Origin of the sequence: Streptomyces sp. TLI_55, from assembly GCF_900206255.1 — a bacterium.
Classification (GTDB): Bacteria; Actinomycetota; Actinomycetes; order Streptomycetales; family Streptomycetaceae; genus Streptomyces; species Streptomyces aquilus.
In genome coordinates this window covers 2,209,695-2,229,566 of the sequence record NZ_OAOJ01000001.1, presented here as the reverse complement: position 1 = coordinate 2,229,566, position 19,872 = coordinate 2,209,695, and the positions used below count along the sequence as shown (strand labels likewise).

Sequence of the window (19,872 nt, the reverse complement as noted above, 5' to 3'; positions counted from 1 at the left end):
CCCCGCATGACCACTCGCACGCCGATCATGGCGGGCAACTGGAAGATGAACCTCAACCACCTCGAGGCCATCGCGCACGTCCAGAAGCTCGCCTTCGCCCTCGCGGACAAGGACTACGAGGCCGTCGAGGTCGCCGTCCTGCCGCCCTTCACCGACCTGCGCTCCGTGCAGACCCTGGTCGACGGCGACAAGCTCAAGATCAAGTACGGCGCCCAGGACCTCTCGGCGCACGACTCCGGTGCCTACACCGGCGAGATCTCCGGCGCCATGCTGGCCAAGCTGAAGTGCACGTACGTGGCCGTCGGCCACTCCGAGCGCCGCCAGTACCACGCCGAGACCGACGAGATCGTCAACGCCAAGGTCAAGGCCGCCTACAAGCACGGCCTGACCCCGATCCTGTGCGTCGGCGAGGAGCTGGACGTCCGCGAGGCGGGCAACCACGTCTCCCACACCCTCGCCCAGGTCGAGGGCGGTCTGAAGGACCTCCCGGCCGAGCAGGCCGAGTCCGTCGTGATCGCCTACGAGCCCGTGTGGGCCATCGGCACCGGCAAGGTCTGCGGCGCCGAGGACGCCCAGGAGGTCTGCGCCGCCATCCGCGGCAAGCTCGCTGAGCTGTACACGCAGGAGCTGGCCGACCAGGTCCGCATCCAGTACGGCGGCTCGGTGAAGTCCGGCAACGTCGCCGAGATCATGGCGCAGGCCGACATCGACGGGGCGCTCGTGGGCGGCGCGTCGCTCGACGCCGACGAGTTCGTCAAGATCGTGCGCTTCCGCGACCAGTAAGTATGCGGTAGCGGCGATCCGTCGTACCCTTGCGGGGGCACAGCCCGGTGGCTGTGCCCCTGTCGTCCGTCCAGATCCGAGGAAGTTGGTCCAGCCGTGGTTATGGGGTTCTCGATCGCCCTGATCGTCTTCAGCGCGCTGATGATGCTGCTGGTGCTGATGCACAAGGGCAAGGGTGGCGGCCTCTCCGACATGTTCGGCGGCGGCATGCAGTCGTCCGTCGGCGGTTCCTCCGTCGCCGAGCGCAACCTCGACCGGATCACCATCGTGGTCGGTCTGCTCTGGTTCGCGTGCATCATCGTGCTCGGTCTCCTGATGAAGACGAACAACTGACCGCCACGCACATTCCGTACGTAAGGCCCCATGTTCGGTACGCGCCCCTGGACGCGGCCTATCATGGGGCTTGCGTCTGGATGTGGGGGCGGTAACTCCAAGCACTGGACGCGCGTTGGGCCTTACGTAGACTGAGGCGCTCGCAACGAAGCGAAACGCCGACTCGCTTCGCGGCACCATCACGCAGGGAGTTACGACCGTGGCAAGTGGCAACGCGATCCGAGGAAGCCGGGTCGGGGCGGGGCCGATGGGCGAGGCCGAGCGGGGCGAGTCCGCGCCCCGCCTGCGCATCTCCTTCTGGTGCTCCAACGGGCACGAGACGCAGCCCAGCTTCGCCAGCGACGCGCAGGTTCCCGAAACCTGGGACTGCCCGCGCTGCGGCTTCCCCGCCGGACAGGACCGGGACAACCCGCCGGACCCGCCGCGTACCGAGCCGTACAAGACGCACCTCGCGTATGTACGGGAGCGGCGCAGCGACGCGGACGGCGAGGCGATCCTCGCCGAGGCGCTCGCCAAACTGCGGGGCGAAATCTAGGAGTTGAGGCCGGCCGGGCACCCAGGGGTGTCTGGCCGGAGCTGTTTCAGCGCCGGGCCGTTCCGGCCGGGGCGCGCTTCGGCCCTGGCCCGGCAGCGGTTCGCCCGGGTTATCCACAGGCCCGACCGACTGTCAGTGGTGACCTCTACGGTTTGTGCATCGCTTCGGTGCAGGTGAATCGTGAGGGGGAGCTGTGGCTACGGTCGAGGCTGCGGGCGTGCGTGCGCCCGCGTGGCGCGGGGGGTTCGGGCGGCTGTGGGGTGCCGCCGTGCTCTCCAGCTTCGGAGACGCGCTGCGTACGGCGGCGCTGCCCCTGCTGGCCACCACCCTGACCGACGAACCCCTGGCGATAGCGGCGGTCACCGCCTGTGGCTATCTGCCCTGGCTGGTCTTCGGACTGCTCGGCGGCGCCGTCGCCGACCGCGTGGACCAGCGGCGCGCGATGGGGACGGTGGATGCCCTGCGCGGGCTGCTCGTCGCCTGCTTCGCGGTCGCCGTCGGCCTGGGCCACGCCTCCATCGGCCTGATGATCGCGCTCGCCTTCGCGCTGACCACGTTCCAGACCCTCTTCGACAACGCCTCCACGGCCCTGCTGCCGTCCCTGGTCGACGCCGACGCCCTCGGCAGCGCCAACGCCCGGCTGATGACCGGGCAGCGGATCGCGGGCGGACTGCTGGGCGCCCCCGTCGTGCCGCTGCTGCTCGCGGGCGGCGCCGCGGTGCCCTTCGCGGCCGACGCGGCTACCTTCCTGCTGGCCGCCGCGTTGGTGGCCTCGCTGCGGCCGGCGTCCCCCGCACGCGGGACCAGACCGGCGGGCAGCACCCTGCGCCGGGAGATCGCCGAGGGCCTGCGCGCCCTCGCCGGTGACCGCGCCCTGCGCGGCCTGTGCGCCGCCACCGCGCTGTGCAACATCGGCGTGGGCGCCCTCATCGCGACCCTGGTGCTGCTGGTCACCGGCTGGCTGGACGCGGGCCACACCGGGTTCGTGGTGGCGACGACCGCCTACACCGTCGGCTCGCTGGCCGGGGGAGCGGTCAACCGGCTGCTGGTCTCCCGGGTGGGCCGGGTGCGGGCGGTGCTGCTCGCGGGGAGCGTGCAGATCGGCGCGCTCGTCGTCATGGGAACGGTCCGCAGCCTGCTCGCGCTGGTCGCCGCGATGGCCCTCTTCGGGCTCATGGGCATGGTGTGGAACGTGAACACCACGACCCTCATGCAGCAGCGCAGCCCCGCCGACATGCTGGGCCGGGTCAGCTCGGCCTTCCGGACCCTCGGCGTGGCCGGGGCGCCGATAGGGGCGCTGTTGGGCGGCGCCGTCGCCACCGCCTGGGGACTCAACACCCCGGCCCTGCTCGCCGCCGCGTTCTTCACGCTGTCCGTCGCCTCGTTGATACCGGCGTTCAAGCGGGACGTACCTGTTGTTGCACCGCAGGACAGCGCCACGACAGCTCACGTCACCCGCTGATCAACTAGGTTGGACCAGCTGGGACAGGCACGAAATGAAGGCGGAAGTCGGACATGAACGCAGACGGCCGTACCAGGCTCAACCAGACGCCCGAGTGGACCGCTCTGGCCAAGCACCGCGAGGAACTCGGCGAGGTGCGGCTGCGCGAGCTGTTCGCCGCCGACCCCGGGCGCGGCACCGGCTACACGGCACAGGTGGGCGACCTGCACATCGACTACTCCAAGCACCTGATCACCGACGAGACCCTGCGGCTGCTGCGCGAACTGGCCGCCGCGACGGACGTGTTCGGGCTGCGGGACGCCATGTTCCGCGGCGAGAAGATCAACACCACCGAGGACCGTGCCGTCCTGCACACCGCGCTGCGGGCGGCGCGCGACGCGGTGGTCGAGGTCGACGGGGAGAACGTCGTGCCGCAGGTGCACGCGGTCCTCGACAAGATGGCCGGCTTCGCCGACCGGGTCCGCTCGGGGGAGTGGACGGGCCACACCGGCAAGCGCATCAAGAACGTCGTCAACATCGGCATCGGAGGCTCCGACCTCGGCCCCGCCATGGCGTACGAGGTGCTGCGCGCCTACACCGACCGCGACCTCACCGTCCGCTTCGTGTCGAACGTCGACGGCGCCGACTTGCACGAGGCCACCCGCGACCTGGACGCGGCGGAGACGCTGTTCGTCATCGCGTCCAAGACCTTCACCACCATCGAGACGATCACCAACGCCACCTCGGCGCGGGAGTGGCTGCTCGGTGAGCTGAAGGCCGGTCAGGAAGCCGTCGCCAAGCACTTCGTGGCGCTGTCGACAAACGCGGGGAGGGTCGCCGACTTCGGGATCGACACGGCGAACATGTTCGAGTTCTGGGACTGGGTCGGCGGGCGGTACTCCTACGACTCGGCGATCGGCCTGTCCCTGATGATCGCCATCGGCCCGGACCGCTTCCGGGAGATGCTCGACGGCTTCCGCATCGTCGACGAGCACTTCCGCACCGCACCCGCCGAGTCCAACGTGCCGCTGCTCCTCGGCCTGTTGGGCATCTGGTACGGCAACTTCCACGACGCGCAGTCGCACGCGGTGCTGCCCTACAGCCACTACCTGTCCAAGTTCACGGCCTACCTGCAGCAGCTGGACATGGAGTCCAACGGAAAGTACGTCGGACGCGACGGGCGCGCCGTGGACTGGCAGACCGGGCCGGTGGTGTGGGGCACGCCCGGCACCAACGGGCAGCACGCGTACTACCAGTTGATCCACCAGGGCACCAAGCTGATCCCGGCGGACTTCATCGGCTTCGCCGAGCCCGTGGCCGAGCTGAGCGAGGGGCTGAAGGCGCAGCACGACCTGCTGATGGCCAACTTCTTCGCCCAGACACAGGCGTTGGCCTTCGGCAAGACGCCGGACGAGGTGCGGGCCGAGGGGGTGCCGGAGGAGCTGGTGGCCCACAAGACGTTCCTGGGCAACCACCCCACGACGACGATCCTCGCCAAGGAGCTCACGCCGTCGGTGCTCGGGCAGCTCGTCGCGCTGTACGAGCACAAGGTGTTCGTGCAGGGCGCCGTGTGGAACATCGACTCCTTCGACCAGTGGGGCGTCGAGCTGGGCAAGGTGCTCGCCAAGCGGGTCGAACCGGCGCTGACCGAGGGCGCGGACGTCCCCGGTCTCGATGCCTCGACGCAGGCGTTGGTCGCCAAGTACCGGGAGCTGCGTGGCCGGTAATCGCCGCGGATGATGTCGATGCGGGAAAGCGGACGGTGCGCGGGCGTCCGCTTCCCGTAGAATCCCCGACGATCATGGAGGCCATGGCTCGGGGGAGTGCAAAGTGGCTGGTTCGCAAGGCAGTTGGACAGGCGGCTCGCTGGCGGCGAGAGACCTGTGGAAACCCAAGCACGTGGCGCGGGCCGTGTTCCACCCGGCGTGGATCCCGGAGTCGATCGACCCGGCCGTCGAGCAGCTCAAGAAGATCCGCCTCATCGCCGGGACGGTCGCGGCGGTCGGCGTGTACACCTTCGTCGAGGGCGGCTTCGCCTTCGACGAGATGCTGGAGAACATGCTGACGGCGTCCGTCGTGCTGCTCTTCATCACCCCACTGACGGTCGGCGTCATGCTGCTGGTGTGGAAGCGCGAGGGCGACATCCGAGTGCTGAAGCCCCCGCTGTTCAACTCGCTGAAGCTGCTGCTGGCCTTCGTGGGATCGATCGTGATCACGGTGCTGCTGCTGCAGTCGGCGGGCAGCGCCGGGCTGCTCATCCTGCTCCTCGGACCGCTGGTGATCTGGCTGGCCGGATTCGTGGCCCGCGGTGCCTGGCACGTCGGCGCGAACTTCTTCGGCACCGCGGGTGTGCACCGCTGCCTGCCGCCGCTGCTCGCCACGGTCACCAGCTGGCTGATGGCCCTCCCCGACCTGCTCACCGGTGATCTGCACGGCCTCAGCCTCGGGATGGGCGTCCTGTTCATCCTGGGCGCGCCGGTGACGGTCACCGCGATCGCGCTGCTGGAGATGCGCCGTCTGGACCAGCACTACGGCATCCGCCTGAAGGCCCACCCGGCCACACAGACGCCGTACGTCCCGCCGATGCCGCCGAACGCCCCACCCATGCCGCCGGGCACCCCGCCGTACGTGCCGCCGCAGGGCAACCCGTACGGCGGCAGTCCCTACGGCAACCCGTACGGCCCGCCGCCCGGCAACCCGTACGGGCCCCAGCCGGGGCGCCCGTACAACCAGGGGAGCAACCCGTACGGCCCGCCCTCCGGAAACCCCTACAACGGCGGGAACCCGTACGGAAGTTGACCGTACGGGTTCCTCAGGGGGCCGAAGGCGTCAGGGGGACGCCGGCGGGTACAACGAGCGCGGTAGCTGTGAGGCCGCTGCCGCGTCCAGGAGCCACAGGGTGCGGGAGCGGCCCTGAGCGCCGGCCGCCGGGGCCTGGATCTCACCCGCGCCCGACAGGGCGATCGCCGCGGCCTGGGCCTTGTCCTCGCCCGCCGCCAGGAGCCAGACCTCGCGGGCGGCGCGGATGGCGGGCAGGGTGAGGGTGACCCGGGTCGGCGGCGGCTTCGGGGCGCCGCGGACGCCGACCACCGTGCGGTCCGTCTCGCGCACCGCGGGGAGCTCCGGGAACAGCGACGCCACGTGCGTGTCCGGGCCGACGCCCAGCATCAGGACGTCGAAGGTCGGCACCGAACCGTGGTTCTCGGGGACGGCCGCGCGGGCCAGTTCCTCCGCGTACCCGGCCGCCGCCGCGTCCACGTCGGCGCCGTAGGGGCCGTCCGAGGCGGGCATGGCGTGCACCCGCTTCGGGTCGAGCGGCACCGCGTCCAGCAGGGCCTCGCGGGCCTGCGTGACATTGCGGTCCGGGTCGCCCTCGGGCAGGAAGCGCTCGTCTCCCCACCACAGGTCCAGCCGCCCCCAGTCGATCGCGTCCCGGGCCGGAGCCGCCTCCAGCGCGGCCAGCAGGCCGTTGCCGTTGCGGCCGCCGGTGAGGACCACGGACGCCTGGCCCCGGGAGGCCTGGGCGTCCACGATCTTCGTGATGAGACGGGCCGCGGCGGCCTGGGCCATCAGCTCCTTGTCGCGGTGCACGACCAGCTGCGGAGTGCTCACTTCGCCGCCGCCTTCTTGGCCGGGGCGCGCTTGGCGGCCGCCTTCTTCGCCGGAGCCTTCACGGCCTCCTCCACAGGCGTCTCGACGGCAGCCGGCGCACCGCCCGCGGCCGAGGTGCCGTCCGCGGCCGGGGCGCCGCCCGGCACCGAAGCGCCGTTCAGCTTCTCCACCCCGAACCGCAGCGCGGACGCGTACGTGTCGTCCGGGTCGAGGCGCCGCAGCTCCTCCGCGATCAGCTCGGCCGTCTCGCGCCGCTTGAGCGCCACCGCACGGTTCGGCTGGCCCTCGATGGACAGCGTCGCGAGGGCGCCGTCCGCGCGGTCGAGGACGATCGGGCCGTGGTTGGTGTCCATGCGGACCGCGGTGAGGCCGGGGCCCGAGGACAGCGACCGCTTCACCGGCACGTCCAGCCGGTCCGCGAGCCACATCGCCAGCAGCTCGCAGCTCGGGTTGAACTCCTCGCCCTCCACCTCGACGCCCTTGACGTCCACGGTGACCTGGTCGAGGGCCGCCGCAAGCATCGAGCGCCAGGGCGTGATGCGGGTCCAGGACAGGTCGGTGTCGCCGGGGGTGTAGGTGTCGGCACGGGCGCCCAGGTCCCGTACCGGCTGCTCGGAGGCGTAGGTGTCGGTGACCCGGCGCTGGGCCAGCGCGCCCAGCGGGTCGTTCGCCGGGTCGAGCGGCGCGTCCACCGGCCACCAGACGACCACGGGGGCGTCGGGCAGCAGCAGCGGCAGGACGACCGACTGGGCGTGGTTGACGACTTCGCCGTACAGCCGGAGCACGACGGTCTCGCCGGTGCCCGCGTCCGCGCCCACCCGTACCTCGGCGTCCAGGCGGGACTGCGTCCGGTCGCGGGGTGAGCGCGAGACCCGCTTGATGACCACGAGCGTGCGCGAGGGGTGCTCGCGCGACGCGTCGTTGGCGGCCTTCAGGGCGTCGTACGCGTTCTCCTCGTCCGTGACGATGACCAGCGTCAGGACCATGCCGACGGCCGGCGTGCCGATGGCCCGGCGGCCCTTGACCAGCGCCTTGTTGATCTTGCTGGCGGTGGTGTCCGTGAGGTCTATCTTCATGGTCGGCGCCAGCTCCGTCCCTCGCGTGCGAGCATTTCGTCCGCCTCGACCGGCCCCCACGTACCGGACGGGTACTGGGCGGGCTTGCCGTGCTTGTCCCAGTACTCCTCGATCGGGTCGAGGATCTTCCAGGACAGCTCGACCTCCTCGGTGCGCGGGAAGAGGTTCGAGTCGCCGAGCAGCACGTCGAGGATCAGACGTTCGTACGCCTCGGGCGAGGACTCCGTGAAGGACTCGCCGTACGCGAAGTCCATCGACACGTCCCGGATCTCCATGGACGTACCGGGGACCTTGGAGCCGAAACGGACCGTGATGCCCTCGTCCGGCTGGACGCGGATGACGATCGCGTTCTGCCCGAGCTCCTCGGTGGCCGTGGAGTCGAAGGGGGAGTGCGGGGCCCGCTGGAAGACGACCGCGATCTCCGTCACCCGGCGGCCGAGCCGCTTGCCGGTGCGCAGGTAGAAGGGGACGCCCGCCCAGCGGCGGTTGTCGACCTCCAGCTTGATCGCGGCGTACGTGTCGGTCTTCGACTTGGGGTCGATGCCCTCCTCCTGGAGGTAACCGACCGCCTGCTCGCCGCCCTGCCAGCCCTCGGCGTACTGGCCGCGGACGGTGTCCCGGCCCAGGTCCTTCGGCAGCCGGACGGCGCCGAGCACCTTGGTCTTCTCGGCGGCCAGCGCGTCCGCGTCGAAGGACGAGGGCTCCTCCATGGCCGTCAGGGCCATGAGCTGGAGGAGGTGGTTCTGGATGACGTCACGGGCCGCGCCGATGCCGTCGTAGTACCCCGCGCGACCACCGATGCCGATGTCCTCGGCCATGGTGATCTGCACGTGGTCCACGAAGGACCGGTTCCAGATCGGCTCGAACATCTGGTTGGCGAAGCGGAGCGCCAGGATGTTCTGGACGGTCTCCTTGCCCAGGTAGTGGTCGATGCGGAAGACCTGGTCCGGGGCGAAGACCTCGTGGACGACCTTGTTGAGGTCCTCGGCCGACTTCAGGTCGTGGCCGAACGGCTTCTCGATGACCGCGCGCCGCCAGGAGCCGGAGGACTGGTCGGCGAGGCCGTGCTTCTTCAGCTGCTGGATGACCACCGGGAAGGAGCGCGGCGGCACCGACAGGTAGAAGGCGAAGTTGCCGCCCGTGCCCTGTGCCTTGTCGAGCTCCTCGATGGTGCCGCGCAGCCGCTCGAACGCGTCGTCGTCGTCGAAGGTGCCCTGGACGAAGCGCATCCCCTGGATGAGCTGCTGCCAGACCTCCTCACGGAACGGCGTACGGGCGTGCGCCTTGACGGCGTCGTGGACCTCGGCGGCGAAGTCCTCGTTCTCCCACTCCCGGCGTGCGAAGCCGACCAGGGAGAAGCCCGGCGGCAGCAGACCCCGGTTGGCGAGGTCGTACACGGCGGGCATGAGCTTCTTACGGGACAGGTCGCCCGTGACGCCGAAGATGACCAGGCCCGACGGCCCCGCGATACGCGGGAGCCGTCGGTCCGCGGGGTCACGAAGCGGGTTCGCTCCGGAACCGGAAAAGGCTGGCAAGGTTTAGCCCTCCGAGGGTGCGAGGCGCTCCAGCTCCGCCTCGGTCGACTTGAGCAGGTCGTTCCAGGACGCCTCGAACTTCTCGACGCCCTCGTCCTCCAGCAGCTGCACGACCTCGTCGTACGAGATCCCGAGCTTCTCGACGGCGTCGAGCTCCGCGCGGGACTGCTCGTAGGCGCCGGCGACGGCGTTGCCGCGGATCTCGCCGCTCTCCTCGGTGGCCTGGAGGGTGGCCTCCGGCATGGTGTTCACCGTGTTGGGGGCGACGAGCTCGTCGACGTACAGGGTCGCCTTGTAGGCGGGGTCCTTCACGCCGGTCGAGGCCCACAGCGGGCGCTGCTTGTTGGCCTGCGCCTTGTCGAGCGCGGCCCAGCGGTCCGAGGAGAAGACCTCCTCGTACGCCTCGTAGGCGAGCCGGGCGTTGGCGACACCGGCCTTGCCGCGGCCGGCCTTGGCCTCGTCGGTGCCGAGCGCGTCGAGGCGCTTGTCGATCTCGGTGTCCACGCGGGACACGAAGAAGGACGCCACCGAGTGGATCAGGGACAGGTCGAGGCCCTTGGCCTTGGCCTTCTCCAGACCGGCGAGGTACGCGTCCATGACCTCGCGGTAGCGCTCCAGCGAGAAGATCAGCGTGACGTTGACGCTGATGCCGTTGCCGATCACCTCGGTGATGGCCGGCAGGCCCGCCTTGGTGGCCGGGATCTTGATGAGGGTGTTGGGGCGGTCCACCAGCCAGGCGAGCTGCTTGGCCTCGGCGACCGTCGCCTTGGTGTTGTGGGCCAGGCGCGGGTCGACCTCGATCGACACGCGGCCGTCCTGGCCGCCGGTGGCGTCGAAGACCGGGCGCAGGATGTCGGCGGCGTCACGGACATCCGCCGTCGTGATCATGCGGATGGCCTCTTCGACGGTGACCTTGCGGGCGGCGAGGTCGGACAGCTGCTGGTCGTAGCCGTCGCCCTGGGAGATCGCCTTCTGGAAGATCGACGGGTTGGTGGTGACGCCCACGACGTGCTGCTGGTCGATCAGTTCGGCGAGGTTGCCGGACGTGATCCGCTTGCGCGACAGGTCGTCCAGCCAGATCGCGACGCCTTCTTCGGAGAGGCGCTTGAGTGCGTCTGTCATGGAATTACATCTCCTACGTGTCGTATGTCAGCGTCAGCGCTGGGCGTCGGCCAGGGATTCCCGGGCCTTGGCGGCCACGTTGTCGGCAGTGAAGCCGAACTCCTGGAAAAGGACCTTGCCGTCGGCGGAAGCACCGAAGTGCTCCAGGGAAACGATGCGACCGGCGTCACCGACGTACTTGTGCCAGGTCAGACCGATCCCGGCCTCGACCGCGACACGGGCCTTGACGGCGGGCGGCAGGACGCTGTCCCGGTACCCCTGCTCCTGCTCCTCGAACCACTCCACGGACGGCATCGACACCACACGCGTGGGAACGCCGTCGGCCTCCAGCTGCTCGCGCGCCTCGACGGCGACGTGCACCTCGGAACCGGTGGCGATGAGGATCACCTCGGGCGAACCGTTGGAGGCCTCGAACAGGACGTAACCGCCCTTCGCCGCGTCCTCGTTGGGCTCGTACGCCGGCACGCCCTGGCGGGTCAGCGCGAGGCCGTGCGGGGCGCCCTTGCCGAAGACCTTGGTCCAGCGCTTGAGGATCTCGCGCCAGGCGATGGCCGTCTCGTTGGCGTCGGCCGGGCGGACCACGTTCAGGCCCGGGATCGCGCGCAGCGAGGCGAGGTGCTCGACCGGCTGGTGCGTCGGGCCGTCCTCGCCCAGACCGATGGAGTCGTGCGTCCACACGTACGTCACCGGCAGGTGCATCAGCGCCGACAGACGCACCGCGTTGCGCATGTAGTCGGAGAACACGAGGAACGTGCCGCCGTAGATGCGGGTGTTGCCGTGCAGCGCGATGCCGTTCATCTCCGCGGCCATGGAGTGCTCGCGGATGCCGAAGTGGATCGTGCGGCCGTACGGGTTCGCCTCCGGCAGCGGGTTGTCCGCCGGCAGGAACGAGGAGGCCTTGTCGATCGTGGTGTTGTTCGAGCCCGCGAGGTCGGCGGAGCCGCCCCACAGCTCGGGGATCACCGCGCCGAGCGCCTGGAGCACCTTGCCGGACGCGGCACGCGTGGCGACGCCCTTGCCGGGCTCGAAGACCGGGAGCTTCTCCTCCCAGCCCTTGGGCAGCTCGCCCGCGGCGATGCGGTCGAACTCGGCGGCGCGCTCGACGTTGTTGTCCCGCCACTGCTGGAACGACTTCTCCCAGACCGCGCGGGCCGCCTGCCCGCGCTCCAGGGCGCCCCGGGTGTGGGCGATGACCTCGTCGGCGACCTCGAAGGTCTGCTCCGGGTCGAAGCCGAGCACGCGCTTGGTGGCGGCCACCTCGTCGTCGCCGAGCGCCGAGCCGTGGGCGGCCTCGGTGTTCTGCGCGTTCGGGGCGGGCCAGGCGATGATCGAGCGCATCGCGATGAAGGACGGCCGGTCGGTGACCGCCTTGGCCTTCTGGATCGCGTCGTAGATGGCGGCCGGGTCGAGGTCGCCGTCCGGCTTCGGGGCGACGCGCTGGACGTGCCAGCCGTACGCCTCGTACCGCTTGACGGTGTCCTCGGAGACGGCCGTCTCGGTGTCGCCCTCGATCGAGATGTGGTTGTCGTCCCACAGCAGGATCAGGTTGCCGAGCTGCTGGTGGCCCGCGAGGGAGGACGCCTCGGCGGAGATGCCCTCCTGGAGGCAGCCGTCACCGGCGATCGCGTAGATGAAGTGGTCGAAGGGGGACTCGCCCTGCGGAGCCTCCGGGTCGAACAGACCGCGCTCGTAGCGGGCGGCCATGGCCATGCCCACCGCGTTGGCGACACCCTGGCCCAGCGGACCGGTGGTGGTCTCCACGCCCTTGGTGTGGCCGTACTCCGGGTGACCGGGGGTCTTCGAGCCCCACGTCCGGAAGGACTTCAGGTCGTCCAGCTCCAGGCCGAAGCCGGCCAGGTAGAGCTGTGTGTACAGGGTCAGGGACGAGTGGCCCGCGGACAGCACGAACCGGTCGCGCCCGACCCACTCCGGGTCCGCCGGGTCGTGCCGCATCACCTTCTGGAAGAGGGTGTACGCGACGGGGGCAAGGCTCATCGCCGTACCCGGATGGCCGTTGCCGACCTTCTGTACGGCGTCGGCGGCCAGGACGCGGGCGGTGTCGACGGCCCGCTGGTCCAGCTCGGTCCACTCGAGGTCTGTGGTGGTCGGCTTGGTGCTCACCCTGGGTCAGGGCTCCTCTCCACATGTCAGGCATGTCGAAAATGCCGGTGCACGGGGCGCCCCGGCCGTTGTCGAGCCTACCCCCGTATGTACGTGCGTTTTTGCGCGTCATTCCAGACTGCCGGGAGTCGAGACGATCCGCCTCCTGACTGGGCCGAACCGTCATTCGGCAACTGAATACGGACGCGCTCGTTCGAGTGCTCAACCGAGTGCGGATCGGCTCTTCCGGCACCCCCCTGAGCCGTTCATCCGGGGGTGCCTCCCAACACGACCCCACCCCCGCGAATGTCGGGGTATGGGCAACGTCTACAGTGGCGTGGTACGCGCGGGCCTTTACCGGGACTTCACACGGCTGAGGCTTGCTGGGATGTCTCTGTAGGGGTGTGCGTGACGGCCGTCGAATCCCGTCCAGCAGGTGTGCTGGGGGAGAGCAAGCGCTCGAGTCACCGGCCGTTCGGGGCCCGTGCCAAGGCATTCGTGGCGCTGACCAAGCCGCGGATCATCGAGCTCCTGCTCATCACCACCGTTCCGGTGATGTTCCTCGCCGAGCAGGGGGTGCCCGACCTGACGCTGGTGCTGCTCACCTGCGTCGGCGGCTACCTGTCGGCGGGCGGCGCGAACGCGCTGAACATGTACATCGACCGGGACATCGACGCCCTGATGGACCGCACCTCACAGCGTCCGCTGGTCACCGGCATGGTGTCGCCGCGCGAGTGCCTGGTCTTCGGCATCAGCCTCGCGGTCGTCTCGACCCTGCTGTTCGGGCTGACCGTCAACTGGCTGTCGGCCTGGCTGTCCCTCGGCGCGCTGCTCTTCTACGTCGTCGTGTACACGATGATCCTCAAGCGGCGCACCTCGCAGAACATCGTGTGGGGCGGCATCGCCGGCTGTATGCCGGTCCTGATCGGCTGGTCGGCCGTGACGAACTCCCTCACCTGGGCACCGGTCATCCTCTTCCTGGTCATCTTCTTCTGGACGCCGCCGCACTACTGGCCGCTGTCCATGAAGGTGAAGGAGGACTACGCGCGCGTGGGCGTGCCCATGCTGCCGGTCATCGCCTCCAACAAGACGGTCGCCAAGCAGATCGTCATCTACAGCTGGGTGATGGTCGCCGTCTCCCTGCTCCTGACCCCCCTCGGCTACACCGGCTGGTTCTACACGCTGGTCGCCCTGGTCGCGGGCGGCTGGTGGCTGTGGGAGGCGCACGCGCTGCAGAACCGCGCGAAGGCGGAGGTGACGGGCGGGAAGCTGAAGGAGATGCGCCTGTTCCACTGGTCGATCACCTATGTGTCGCTGCTCTTCGTGGCGATCGCGGTGGACCCGTTCCTGCGCTGAACGCTCTGAGGCAAGGGTCACGCACCCCGCCCGTCGCCGATTGATCTACTCGTCGGTAGCATCCTGGCCATGGCAGACACGCAGCAGGTTGACGCGAAGGCGGACCGCAAGGCGGCCAAGCTCGCCAAGCAGATCACCGCCTTCTCCAAGGCACACGGCGGCGCCGAGGGCCAGGTGGCCTACATCGGTCAGCGCGGCGCCCGGATCGCCCTCGTGGGCGAGGACGGCAACTGGGGCAACCTGGTCGCCCCCACCTACGAGATCGCCCAGAAGGCCGTCGAGAAGTCCGGCCTCACCGTCCACGAGGACTTCGACGGCGAGTTCGCGGCCAAGGTGAAGACCGGCCGCTACGAGTGGAGCCGCATGGCGGGCATCCAGGTGGGCGGCCCCAGCAACGACTGACGCGCGCCGGTCAGGCGAGTGGCCCGAACAACGACTGACGCGCGCCGGGTTTCACACCGGGTGTGCGAGAGCATCACCTGACACCCCGTTCACCCGTTAGGCCCCGTAGTAAGACAGGAGCCGACCACGGGAGTCCGGATGATCGAAACGCCGTCCCTCGTGGACCAGTACTGCCACGGCGTACTGAGAACCGAGCTGGGCCTCGGCACCTTCGAGGCCCAGTTGGCCCGTACCGAGGGGCCGCCCGCCCCCGGTACGACCCTCTTCGACACCCAGACGGGCTTCGCCGTACGACGATGGTGTCCACCCCTGCTCGGTCTGGAGCCGCACTCTCCGCCCGCCCGTTATCTCGCCCGGCGCCGTGAACTCGGCGTACTGGAAGCGGGCCGCAGGCTGCTGCGGGGCAGTGGCATCACGACGTACCTCGTCGACGCGGGCCTGCCCGGCGATCTGACCGGCCCCGACGAGATGGCGGTGGCGTCGGACGCCGAGGCCCGCGAGATCGTGCGGCTCGAACTCCTCGCCGAACAGGTCGCCGACACCTCCGGCACCGTCGAGTCCTTCCTCGCCAACCTCGCGGAATCCGTGCACGGCGCGGCCACGAGCGCGGTCGCCTTCACCTCGGTGGCGGGCGTACGGCACGGACTCGCCCTCGCCCCCGAACCGCCGGGGGCGGGTGAGGTGCGGGGCGCGGCCGGGCGGTGGCTGGCGGGCCGCAGGGTGGGCGGCGAACTGACCGATCCGGTGCTGCTGCGGCACCTGCTGTGGATCGCCGTCGCCTCGGGACTGCCCCTCCAACTGCACGCCGGGCTCGGCGAGCCGGGCCAGCGGATCGACCGCACGGACCCGGTGCTGCTCACCGACTTCGTCCGCGCCACGGCCGGCCTCGGCACCGACCTGGTGCTGCTGCACGGCTACCCGTACCACCGGCACGCCGCCCATCTCGCGGGCGTCTTCCCGCACGTCTACGCCGACTCGGGCGCGGCGCTCGTGCGGACGGGGGCCCGGGCGGCGACCGTCCTTGCGGAGATCCTGGAACTCGCCCCCTTCGGCAAGATCCTCTTCTCCAGCGGCGCCCAGGGGCTGCCGGAACTGCATGTGGTGGGCGCGCGGTTGTTCCGCGAAGCCCTTGGCCGGGTCCTCGGCACCTGGGTCGCCGAGGGCGCGTGGTCGCTCGCGGACGCGCAGCGGGTGGCCGGGCTGCTCGCGGCGGGGAACGCGCGCAGGGTGTACGGGCTGGAGTGACGCGTACGGGGTGTACGAACCCGTACGCGCTGTACAGGATGAGGGCATGCAGACCGATGCGTTACTCGACCGCTTCCTGTCCGGCCTCGCCCCGCTGGATCCGATCGCCGTCTGGGCGCACGGGTCGCTCGCCGGCGGCGACTACCAGGAGGGCCGCAGCGACCTGGACCTCATCGCCGTACTGGAAGCCCCGCTCACCCCGCGCACCGTCTGGCGGCTGGCCACGCTGCACGCCCGGCTGCGGAACGAACCGCTCGCCGGGCTGCTGCACTGCACCTATCTGACGCCGGACGCCGTGGACGACTCCCGCCGGTCCCATCTGACCTGGGCGCACGAGCAGCTGTTCAAGCGCCCGGTCACCCCGGTGACCCGGCGTGAACTGCACACGTTCGGACGGGTGCTGCACGGGAAGGACCCCGCCGGGCTGCTGCCGTCGGTGCCGGACCTGGAGCTCGACGAGTTCGTCGTACGCGATCAGCGGGACTTCTGGCGGCCCAAGCTCGCGAAGGCGGAGCGGTGGCGGCAGGCCCCCTGGGTCGACGTGGGCCTGACGACCTTCGCCCGGGCGACCGCCACCCTGCGCGACGGACGGCTCCTGTCCAAGCGGGAGGCGCTGGAGCTGCTGCCGGAACTCGGCGCACCCGTCGAGGTCGTCGAGGACATCCGCGCGCGGCGGTACGACAGGACCCCGGCGCCGACCACCGAGGCGTGGGCGGCGCGCAGGGGCGAGCTGACCCGGGGCTACCTGGGACCGGCGATCGACGAGCTCGTGGCGGCGTACGGCTGACCCGGCAGCGTGACCTCGACCTCGGGCCGCTCGCGCAGCGCGAGCAGCACCCGCAGGACCGCGATCCAGACCAGGCACGAGCCGAACATGTGCAGGCCGACGAGGAACTCGGGCAGATCGGTGAAGTACTGGACGTAGCCGATGACACCCTGCGAGAGCAGGACCAGGAAGAGGTCGCGGGTGCGGTCCAGCGGGCCCTTGGGAGAGTCGACGGCCTTGAGGACGAACCACAGGGCGAACGTGAGGGTCACCACGATCCACGCCAGCACGGCGTGCAGCTTGCTGACCGTCTCCCAGTCCAGCGGCATCCGCTCGACCTCGCTGGAGTCGCCCGCGTGCGGGCCCGAGCCGGTCACGACCGTGCCCACCGCGATCAGCAGGACGGCCGCGGCGACCAGGAACCACACCAGCTGCCGCACCGACGCGCCGACCAGCGGACGCGGCGCGTCGTCGCCCTCCCGGGTGCGCTGCCACATCACGGTGGCGACCGCGATCAGGGCGGTGGAGAGCAGGAAGTGCGCGGCGACCGTGTACGGGTTCAGGCCGACGAGGACGACGATGCCGCCGAGGACGGCGTTGCTCATCACGACCCAGAACTGCGCCCAGCCGAGCCGGGTGAGGCTGCGCCGGTACGGCTTCTCGGAGCGCGCGGCGATGATGGCCCAGCCGACCGCGGCGCACAGGACGTACGTCAGCATGCGGTTGCCGAACTCGATCACGCCGTGCACGCCCATGGCGCTCGTGGTGGTGAGCGAGTTGTCGGTGCACTTGGGCCAGGTCGGGCAGCCGAGGCCGGAGCCGGTCAGCCGCACCGCGCCGCCGGTGACCACGATGACCACCGACATGACGAGCGCGGCGAGAGCCGCCCGCTGCACCGTCCGGGGTTCCGGGGTCCAGCGTGCGGCGATGAAGGCGAGGGGGTTGCGCACGGCGTCCGTGGCGTCGGCGCGGGTCAGCTTTGGCACGGGGTCCATCGTAGGGGGCCGCTTGTGCACGCTTTCACGAGGGGCCTATTCCCACCGGAAGAACCGGCCGGCCGCGGCGAGCCCGACGACCGCCCACACCGCCAGGATCCCCAGGTCGCCCCACGGCATCCCGGCGCCGTGCTGGAGCACGTCCCGCAGGCCGTCCGACAGGGCCGAGATGGGCAGCAGGCCGAGGACGTCCTGCGCGCCGGCGGGGAACTTGTCCAGCGGGACGATGACGCCGCCGCCGACGAGGAGCAGCAGGAAGACGAGGTTGGCGGCGGCGAGCGTCGCCTCCGCCTTGAGCGTGCCCGCCATCAGCAGGCCCAGGCCGGAGAAGGCGGCCGTGCCGAGGATGAGCAGGAGCAGGACGGCGAGCGGGTTGCCCTGCGGGTCCCAGCCCAGCGCGAAGGCGATCACCGTCAGCAGCACGATCTGGAGGATCTCCGTCACCAGCACCGACGCCGTCTTCGCCGTCATCAGGCCCCAGCGGGGCAGCGGGGAGGCGGCCAGCCGCTTCAGGACGCCGTAGCGCCGCTCGAAGCCCGTCGCGATGGCCTGGCCCGTGAAGGCCGTGGACATGACCGCGAGCGCGAGGATGCCGGGGGTGAGGAAGTCGACCGCCTCGCCCGCGCCCGTGTCGACGATGTCGACCGAGCTGAAGAGGACCAGGAGGAGGGTCGGGATCACGACGGTCAGCAGGAGCTGCTCGCCGTTGCGCAGGAGCATCTTCGTCTCCAGCGCCGCCTGCGTCGCGATCATGCGGCCCAAGGGGGCCGCGCCCGGCTTAGGGGTGTACGTACCGGTCGCGGTCATGAGCGCAGCTCCTTGCCGGTCAGCTCCAGAAAGACGTCTTCCAGCGTGTGCCGCTCGACCGAGATCTTCTCCGGCATCACGCCGTGCTGGGCGCACCAGGAGGTGACGGTGGCGAGCAGCTGCGGGTCCACCTTGCCGCCGACCCGGTAGGAGCCCGGCGTCAGCTCGGCCGCCGTGCAGTCCGCGGGGAGGGCCTTCAGCAGGGAGCCGACGTCGAGGCCGGGGCGGCCGCTGAAGCGGAGCGTGTTCTCGGCGCCGCCCTTGCACAGCTCCTCGGGCGAGCCCTGGGCGATGACCCGGCCCGCGTCGATGATCGCGACGTCGTCGGAGAGCTGCTCGGCCTCGTCCATGTGGTGCGTGGTGAGGATGACGGAGACGCCGTCGGCGCGCAGATCGCGGACCAGGTCCCAGGTGGCGTGGCGGGCCTGCGGGTCGAGGCCGGCGGTCGGCTCGTCGAGGAAGACGAGTTCCGGGCGGCCCACGACGGCCATGGCCAACGCCAGCCGCTGCTGCTGTCCGCCCGACAGGCGGCGGTACGTCGTCCGGCCGCAACTGCCGAGACCCAGGCGCTCGATGAGGGCGTCCACGTCGAGGGGGTGGGCGTGCAGCCTGGCGACATGGCGGAGCATCTCGTCCGCGCGGGCGCCGGAGTAGACGCCGCCGGACTGGAGCATCACGCCGATCCGGGTGTGCAGCTCACGGGACTGCCGGACCGGATCGAGGCCCAGGACGCGGACCGTGCCGGAGTCCGGCTTGCGGTACCCCTCGCAGGTCTCGATCGTGGTCGTCTTGCCCGCTCCGTTGGGACCGAGCACGGCGGTGACACCCGCTCCGGCCTCCAGGTCGAGGCCGTCCACCGCGGTCTTCGTGCCGTACCGCATCACCAGGGCCTGGACCTGGACCACGGGCTCACTTCGCATGGCTCAAGAGTCTAGGTACGGCGACGGCGGCTCCGGTCGCCGGGTTCAGATCTCCTCCTCACGGGGGCGGTGCACCGCCAGCCAGCGCTCCGCGTACGCCACCGCGTCGGCCACCGGGAACAGCCGGGCGTCGGCGGCGCCCACCTTGCCTCGTACGACGGGACGGTCCCGCTCGAAGTCGTGCCCGAGTTCGTCGAAGCGGTCGGAGGTGATCGAGACCTCGGTCACCGTCTCCCATCCGACGGGGCCGGGGCGGCCGACCTTCACGAGCGGGGACGGTATGCGGTACTCGGCGAGGTGGAAGCTGGTGCAGGTGTCGTAGCCCGCGCCGAGAAGCAGCACGCGCGCGTGGAGCTCCTCCAGGCGGGCCAGGGGGCTCCGCTCGCCGAGGCGGCAGTCGGTCGCATGCCCGTCGATCACCTCACGCGCGCGGGCGCCGAGCGCCGCGAACGACGTCTGGGGGTGCGCGCTGCGCAGGGCGCCGGGCCAGGTGCGGGCGGTCTCGGGGAGCACCCCGACCCCGCGGCTGGGGGTGATCAGCGGGTCGTAGGCCGGCATGGACGTGCGGATCGTGCCCCACCACTCCTCGGGCACCGGAGGGTTCTCCCACACGGCCGGGTCGGAGAGGTCGCCGGTCTGGGTGGGGACCACCAGGGTGCCGTGCGGACCGAGGGCGTCGAGGAGCGCCTGGACGACGGCTACAGGTCCGCCACAGACCCAGCCGAGGGACTTCAGGGAGGAGTGGACGAGCAGGATCTCGCCGTCGCGCACACCCAGTTCGCGCAGCTGCGCGGCGAGGGTGCCGCGGGTGACAAGAGGGCCGGTGGGAGGCGGTGTGGGCATG

Annotated in this window: 19 protein-coding genes; 10 read left to right on the top strand and 9 right to left on the bottom strand. The window is 70.6% G+C overall.

Translation table 11 applies throughout. From position 1 onward, the window contains the following. Window positions 1-6 precede the first annotated feature (6 nt). The 6 genes from tpiA to CRP56_RS10400 all read left to right on the top strand — a co-directional run bounded on the left by tpiA (window position 7) and on the right by CRP56_RS10400 (window position 5,891). Window positions 7-783 (top strand): triose-phosphate isomerase, encoded by a 777-nt coding sequence (tpiA, locus tag CRP56_RS10425; RefSeq protein ID WP_097262532.1) that lies wholly within the window; start codon window positions 7-9, stop codon window positions 781-783. Window positions 784-885: 102 nt separating this feature from the next. Beyond that, a complete protein-coding gene (secG, locus tag CRP56_RS10420) occupies window positions 886-1,116 on the top strand; it encodes a preprotein translocase subunit SecG (RefSeq protein ID WP_059197350.1) in 231 nt (76 codons plus the stop codon). A 199-nt stretch (window positions 1,117-1,315) separates the two neighbouring features. Further along, window positions 1,316-1,651: an RNA polymerase-binding protein RbpA gene (locus CRP56_RS10415; protein WP_003976875.1), complete on the top strand. Its 336-nt coding sequence runs from the start codon at window positions 1,316-1,318 to the stop codon at window positions 1,649-1,651. A gap of 193 nt (window positions 1,652-1,844) precedes the next feature. Continuing rightward, entirely contained in the window at window positions 1,845-3,113 is a 1,269-nt protein-coding gene (locus CRP56_RS10410) for an MFS transporter (RefSeq protein ID WP_097262530.1), read from the top strand. 53 nt (window positions 3,114-3,166) lie between these two features. Then, window positions 3,167-4,819, top strand: coding sequence for a glucose-6-phosphate isomerase (gene pgi / locus CRP56_RS10405; protein ID WP_097262528.1), 1,653 nt, complete (start codon window positions 3,167-3,169; stop codon window positions 4,817-4,819). A 103-nt stretch (window positions 4,820-4,922) separates the two neighbouring features. After that, on the top strand, window positions 4,923-5,891 hold the full coding sequence (locus CRP56_RS10400; RefSeq protein WP_097262525.1) for a hypothetical protein: 969 nt from the start codon (window positions 4,923-4,925) through the stop codon (window positions 5,889-5,891). A 30-nt stretch (window positions 5,892-5,921) separates the two neighbouring features. Here the strand turns inward: CRP56_RS10400 and pgl are convergent, their stop codons facing one another. From pgl to tkt, 5 genes are read right to left on the bottom strand one after another with little or no spacing between them, the layout of a single operon-like run. Next, window positions 5,922-6,704: a 6-phosphogluconolactonase gene (gene pgl / locus CRP56_RS10395; protein WP_097262523.1), complete on the bottom strand. Its 783-nt coding sequence runs from the start codon at window positions 6,702-6,704 to the stop codon at window positions 5,922-5,924. Next, window positions 6,701-7,780 (bottom strand): glucose-6-phosphate dehydrogenase assembly protein OpcA, encoded by a 1,080-nt coding sequence (opcA, locus tag CRP56_RS10390; RefSeq protein WP_097262521.1) that lies wholly within the window; start codon window positions 7,778-7,780, stop codon window positions 6,701-6,703. The genes pgl and opcA overlap by 4 nt, the downstream gene beginning before the upstream one ends. Further along, complete coding sequence (gene zwf / locus CRP56_RS10385; RefSeq protein ID WP_097262519.1) at window positions 7,777-9,315, bottom strand: glucose-6-phosphate dehydrogenase; 1,539 nt, start codon at window positions 9,313-9,315, stop codon at window positions 7,777-7,779. The genes opcA and zwf overlap by 4 nt, the downstream gene beginning before the upstream one ends. Before the next feature lie 3 nt (window positions 9,316-9,318). Beyond that, window positions 9,319-10,437, bottom strand: a complete 1,119-nt coding sequence (gene tal, locus CRP56_RS10380) for a transaldolase (RefSeq protein WP_097262517.1) — start codon at window positions 10,435-10,437, stop codon at window positions 9,319-9,321. A 33-nt stretch (window positions 10,438-10,470) separates the two neighbouring features. Next, the gene (gene tkt / locus CRP56_RS10375; RefSeq protein ID WP_097262515.1) at window positions 10,471-12,558 is read right to left on the bottom strand and encodes a transketolase; all 2,088 of its coding nucleotides are present in this window, start codon (window positions 12,556-12,558) and stop codon (window positions 10,471-10,473) included. Window positions 12,559-12,939: 381 nt separating this feature from the next. On the opposite strand from tkt, the gene CRP56_RS10365 reads away from it, so the two are divergent. The 4 genes from CRP56_RS10365 to CRP56_RS10350 all read left to right on the top strand — a co-directional run bounded on the left by CRP56_RS10365 (window position 12,940) and on the right by CRP56_RS10350 (window position 16,327). Beyond that, window positions 12,940-13,893, top strand: coding sequence for a heme o synthase (locus CRP56_RS10365; RefSeq protein ID WP_097262513.1), 954 nt, complete (start codon window positions 12,940-12,942; stop codon window positions 13,891-13,893). Window positions 13,894-13,962: 69 nt separating this feature from the next. Then, window positions 13,963-14,295, top strand: a complete 333-nt coding sequence (locus tag CRP56_RS10360) for a hypothetical protein (RefSeq protein ID WP_097262511.1) — start codon at window positions 13,963-13,965, stop codon at window positions 14,293-14,295. 138 nt (window positions 14,296-14,433) lie between these two features. Further along, window positions 14,434-15,540, top strand: coding sequence for an amidohydrolase family protein (locus CRP56_RS10355; protein WP_097262510.1), 1,107 nt, complete (start codon window positions 14,434-14,436; stop codon window positions 15,538-15,540). Between the two features lie 46 nt (window positions 15,541-15,586). Further along, a complete protein-coding gene (locus CRP56_RS10350) occupies window positions 15,587-16,327 on the top strand; it encodes a nucleotidyltransferase domain-containing protein (protein WP_097262508.1) in 741 nt (246 codons plus the stop codon). Here the strand turns inward: CRP56_RS10350 and CRP56_RS10345 are convergent. From CRP56_RS10345 to CRP56_RS10330, 4 genes are read right to left on the bottom strand one after another with little or no spacing between them, the layout of a single operon-like run. Beyond that, the gene (locus CRP56_RS10345) at window positions 16,282-17,301 is read right to left on the bottom strand and encodes a COX15/CtaA family protein (protein WP_097262505.1); all 1,020 of its coding nucleotides are present in this window, start codon (window positions 17,299-17,301) and stop codon (window positions 16,282-16,284) included. The genes CRP56_RS10350 and CRP56_RS10345 overlap by 46 nt on opposite strands. A 36-nt stretch (window positions 17,302-17,337) precedes the next feature. Beyond that, window positions 17,338-18,108, bottom strand: coding sequence for an ABC transporter permease (locus CRP56_RS10340; protein ID WP_097262503.1), 771 nt, complete (start codon window positions 18,106-18,108; stop codon window positions 17,338-17,340). Next, window positions 18,105-19,028, bottom strand: a complete 924-nt coding sequence (locus CRP56_RS10335; RefSeq protein WP_097262499.1) for an ABC transporter ATP-binding protein — start codon at window positions 19,026-19,028, stop codon at window positions 18,105-18,107. Before CRP56_RS10335 ends, CRP56_RS10340 begins: the two co-directional genes overlap by 4 nt. A gap of 45 nt (window positions 19,029-19,073) precedes the next feature. Further along, window positions 19,074-19,871: an aminoglycoside N(3)-acetyltransferase gene (locus CRP56_RS10330; RefSeq protein ID WP_097262496.1), complete on the bottom strand. Its 798-nt coding sequence runs from the start codon at window positions 19,869-19,871 to the stop codon at window positions 19,074-19,076. Between the last annotated feature and the right edge of the window lies 1 nt (window position 19,872).

Excerpts from the sequence above, each read along its gene's own strand:
- CRP56_RS10360 (WP_097262511.1), top strand. The coding sequence starts at position 13,963 with ATGGCAGACACGCAGCAGGTTGACGCGAAGGCGGACCGCAAGGCGGCC.
- CRP56_RS10340 (WP_097262503.1), bottom strand. The coding sequence starts at position 18,108 with ATGACCGCGACCGGTACGTACACCCCTAAGCCGGGCGCGGCCCCCTTG.
- opcA (WP_097262521.1), bottom strand. The coding sequence starts at position 7,780 with ATGAAGATAGACCTCACGGACACCACCGCCAGCAAGATCAACAAGGCG.
- CRP56_RS10335 (WP_097262499.1), bottom strand. The coding sequence starts at position 19,028 with ATGCGAAGTGAGCCCGTGGTCCAGGTCCAGGCCCTGGTGATGCGGTAC.
- CRP56_RS10355 (WP_097262510.1), top strand. The coding sequence starts at position 14,434 with ATGATCGAAACGCCGTCCCTCGTGGACCAGTACTGCCACGGCGTACTG.
- CRP56_RS10350 (WP_097262508.1), top strand. The coding sequence starts at position 15,587 with ATGCAGACCGATGCGTTACTCGACCGCTTCCTGTCCGGCCTCGCCCCG.
- tpiA (WP_097262532.1), top strand. The coding sequence starts at position 7 with ATGACCACTCGCACGCCGATCATGGCGGGCAACTGGAAGATGAACCTC.
- tal (WP_097262517.1), bottom strand. The coding sequence starts at position 10,437 with ATGACAGACGCACTCAAGCGCCTCTCCGAAGAAGGCGTCGCGATCTGG.
- CRP56_RS10345 (WP_097262505.1), bottom strand. The coding sequence starts at position 17,301 with ATGGACCCCGTGCCAAAGCTGACCCGCGCCGACGCCACGGACGCCGTG.
- CRP56_RS10330 (WP_097262496.1), bottom strand. The coding sequence starts at position 19,871 with ATGCCCACACCGCCTCCCACCGGCCCTCTTGTCACCCGCGGCACCCTC.
- pgi (WP_097262528.1), top strand. The coding sequence starts at position 3,167 with ATGAACGCAGACGGCCGTACCAGGCTCAACCAGACGCCCGAGTGGACC.
- secG (WP_059197350.1), top strand. The coding sequence starts at position 886 with ATGGGGTTCTCGATCGCCCTGATCGTCTTCAGCGCGCTGATGATGCTG.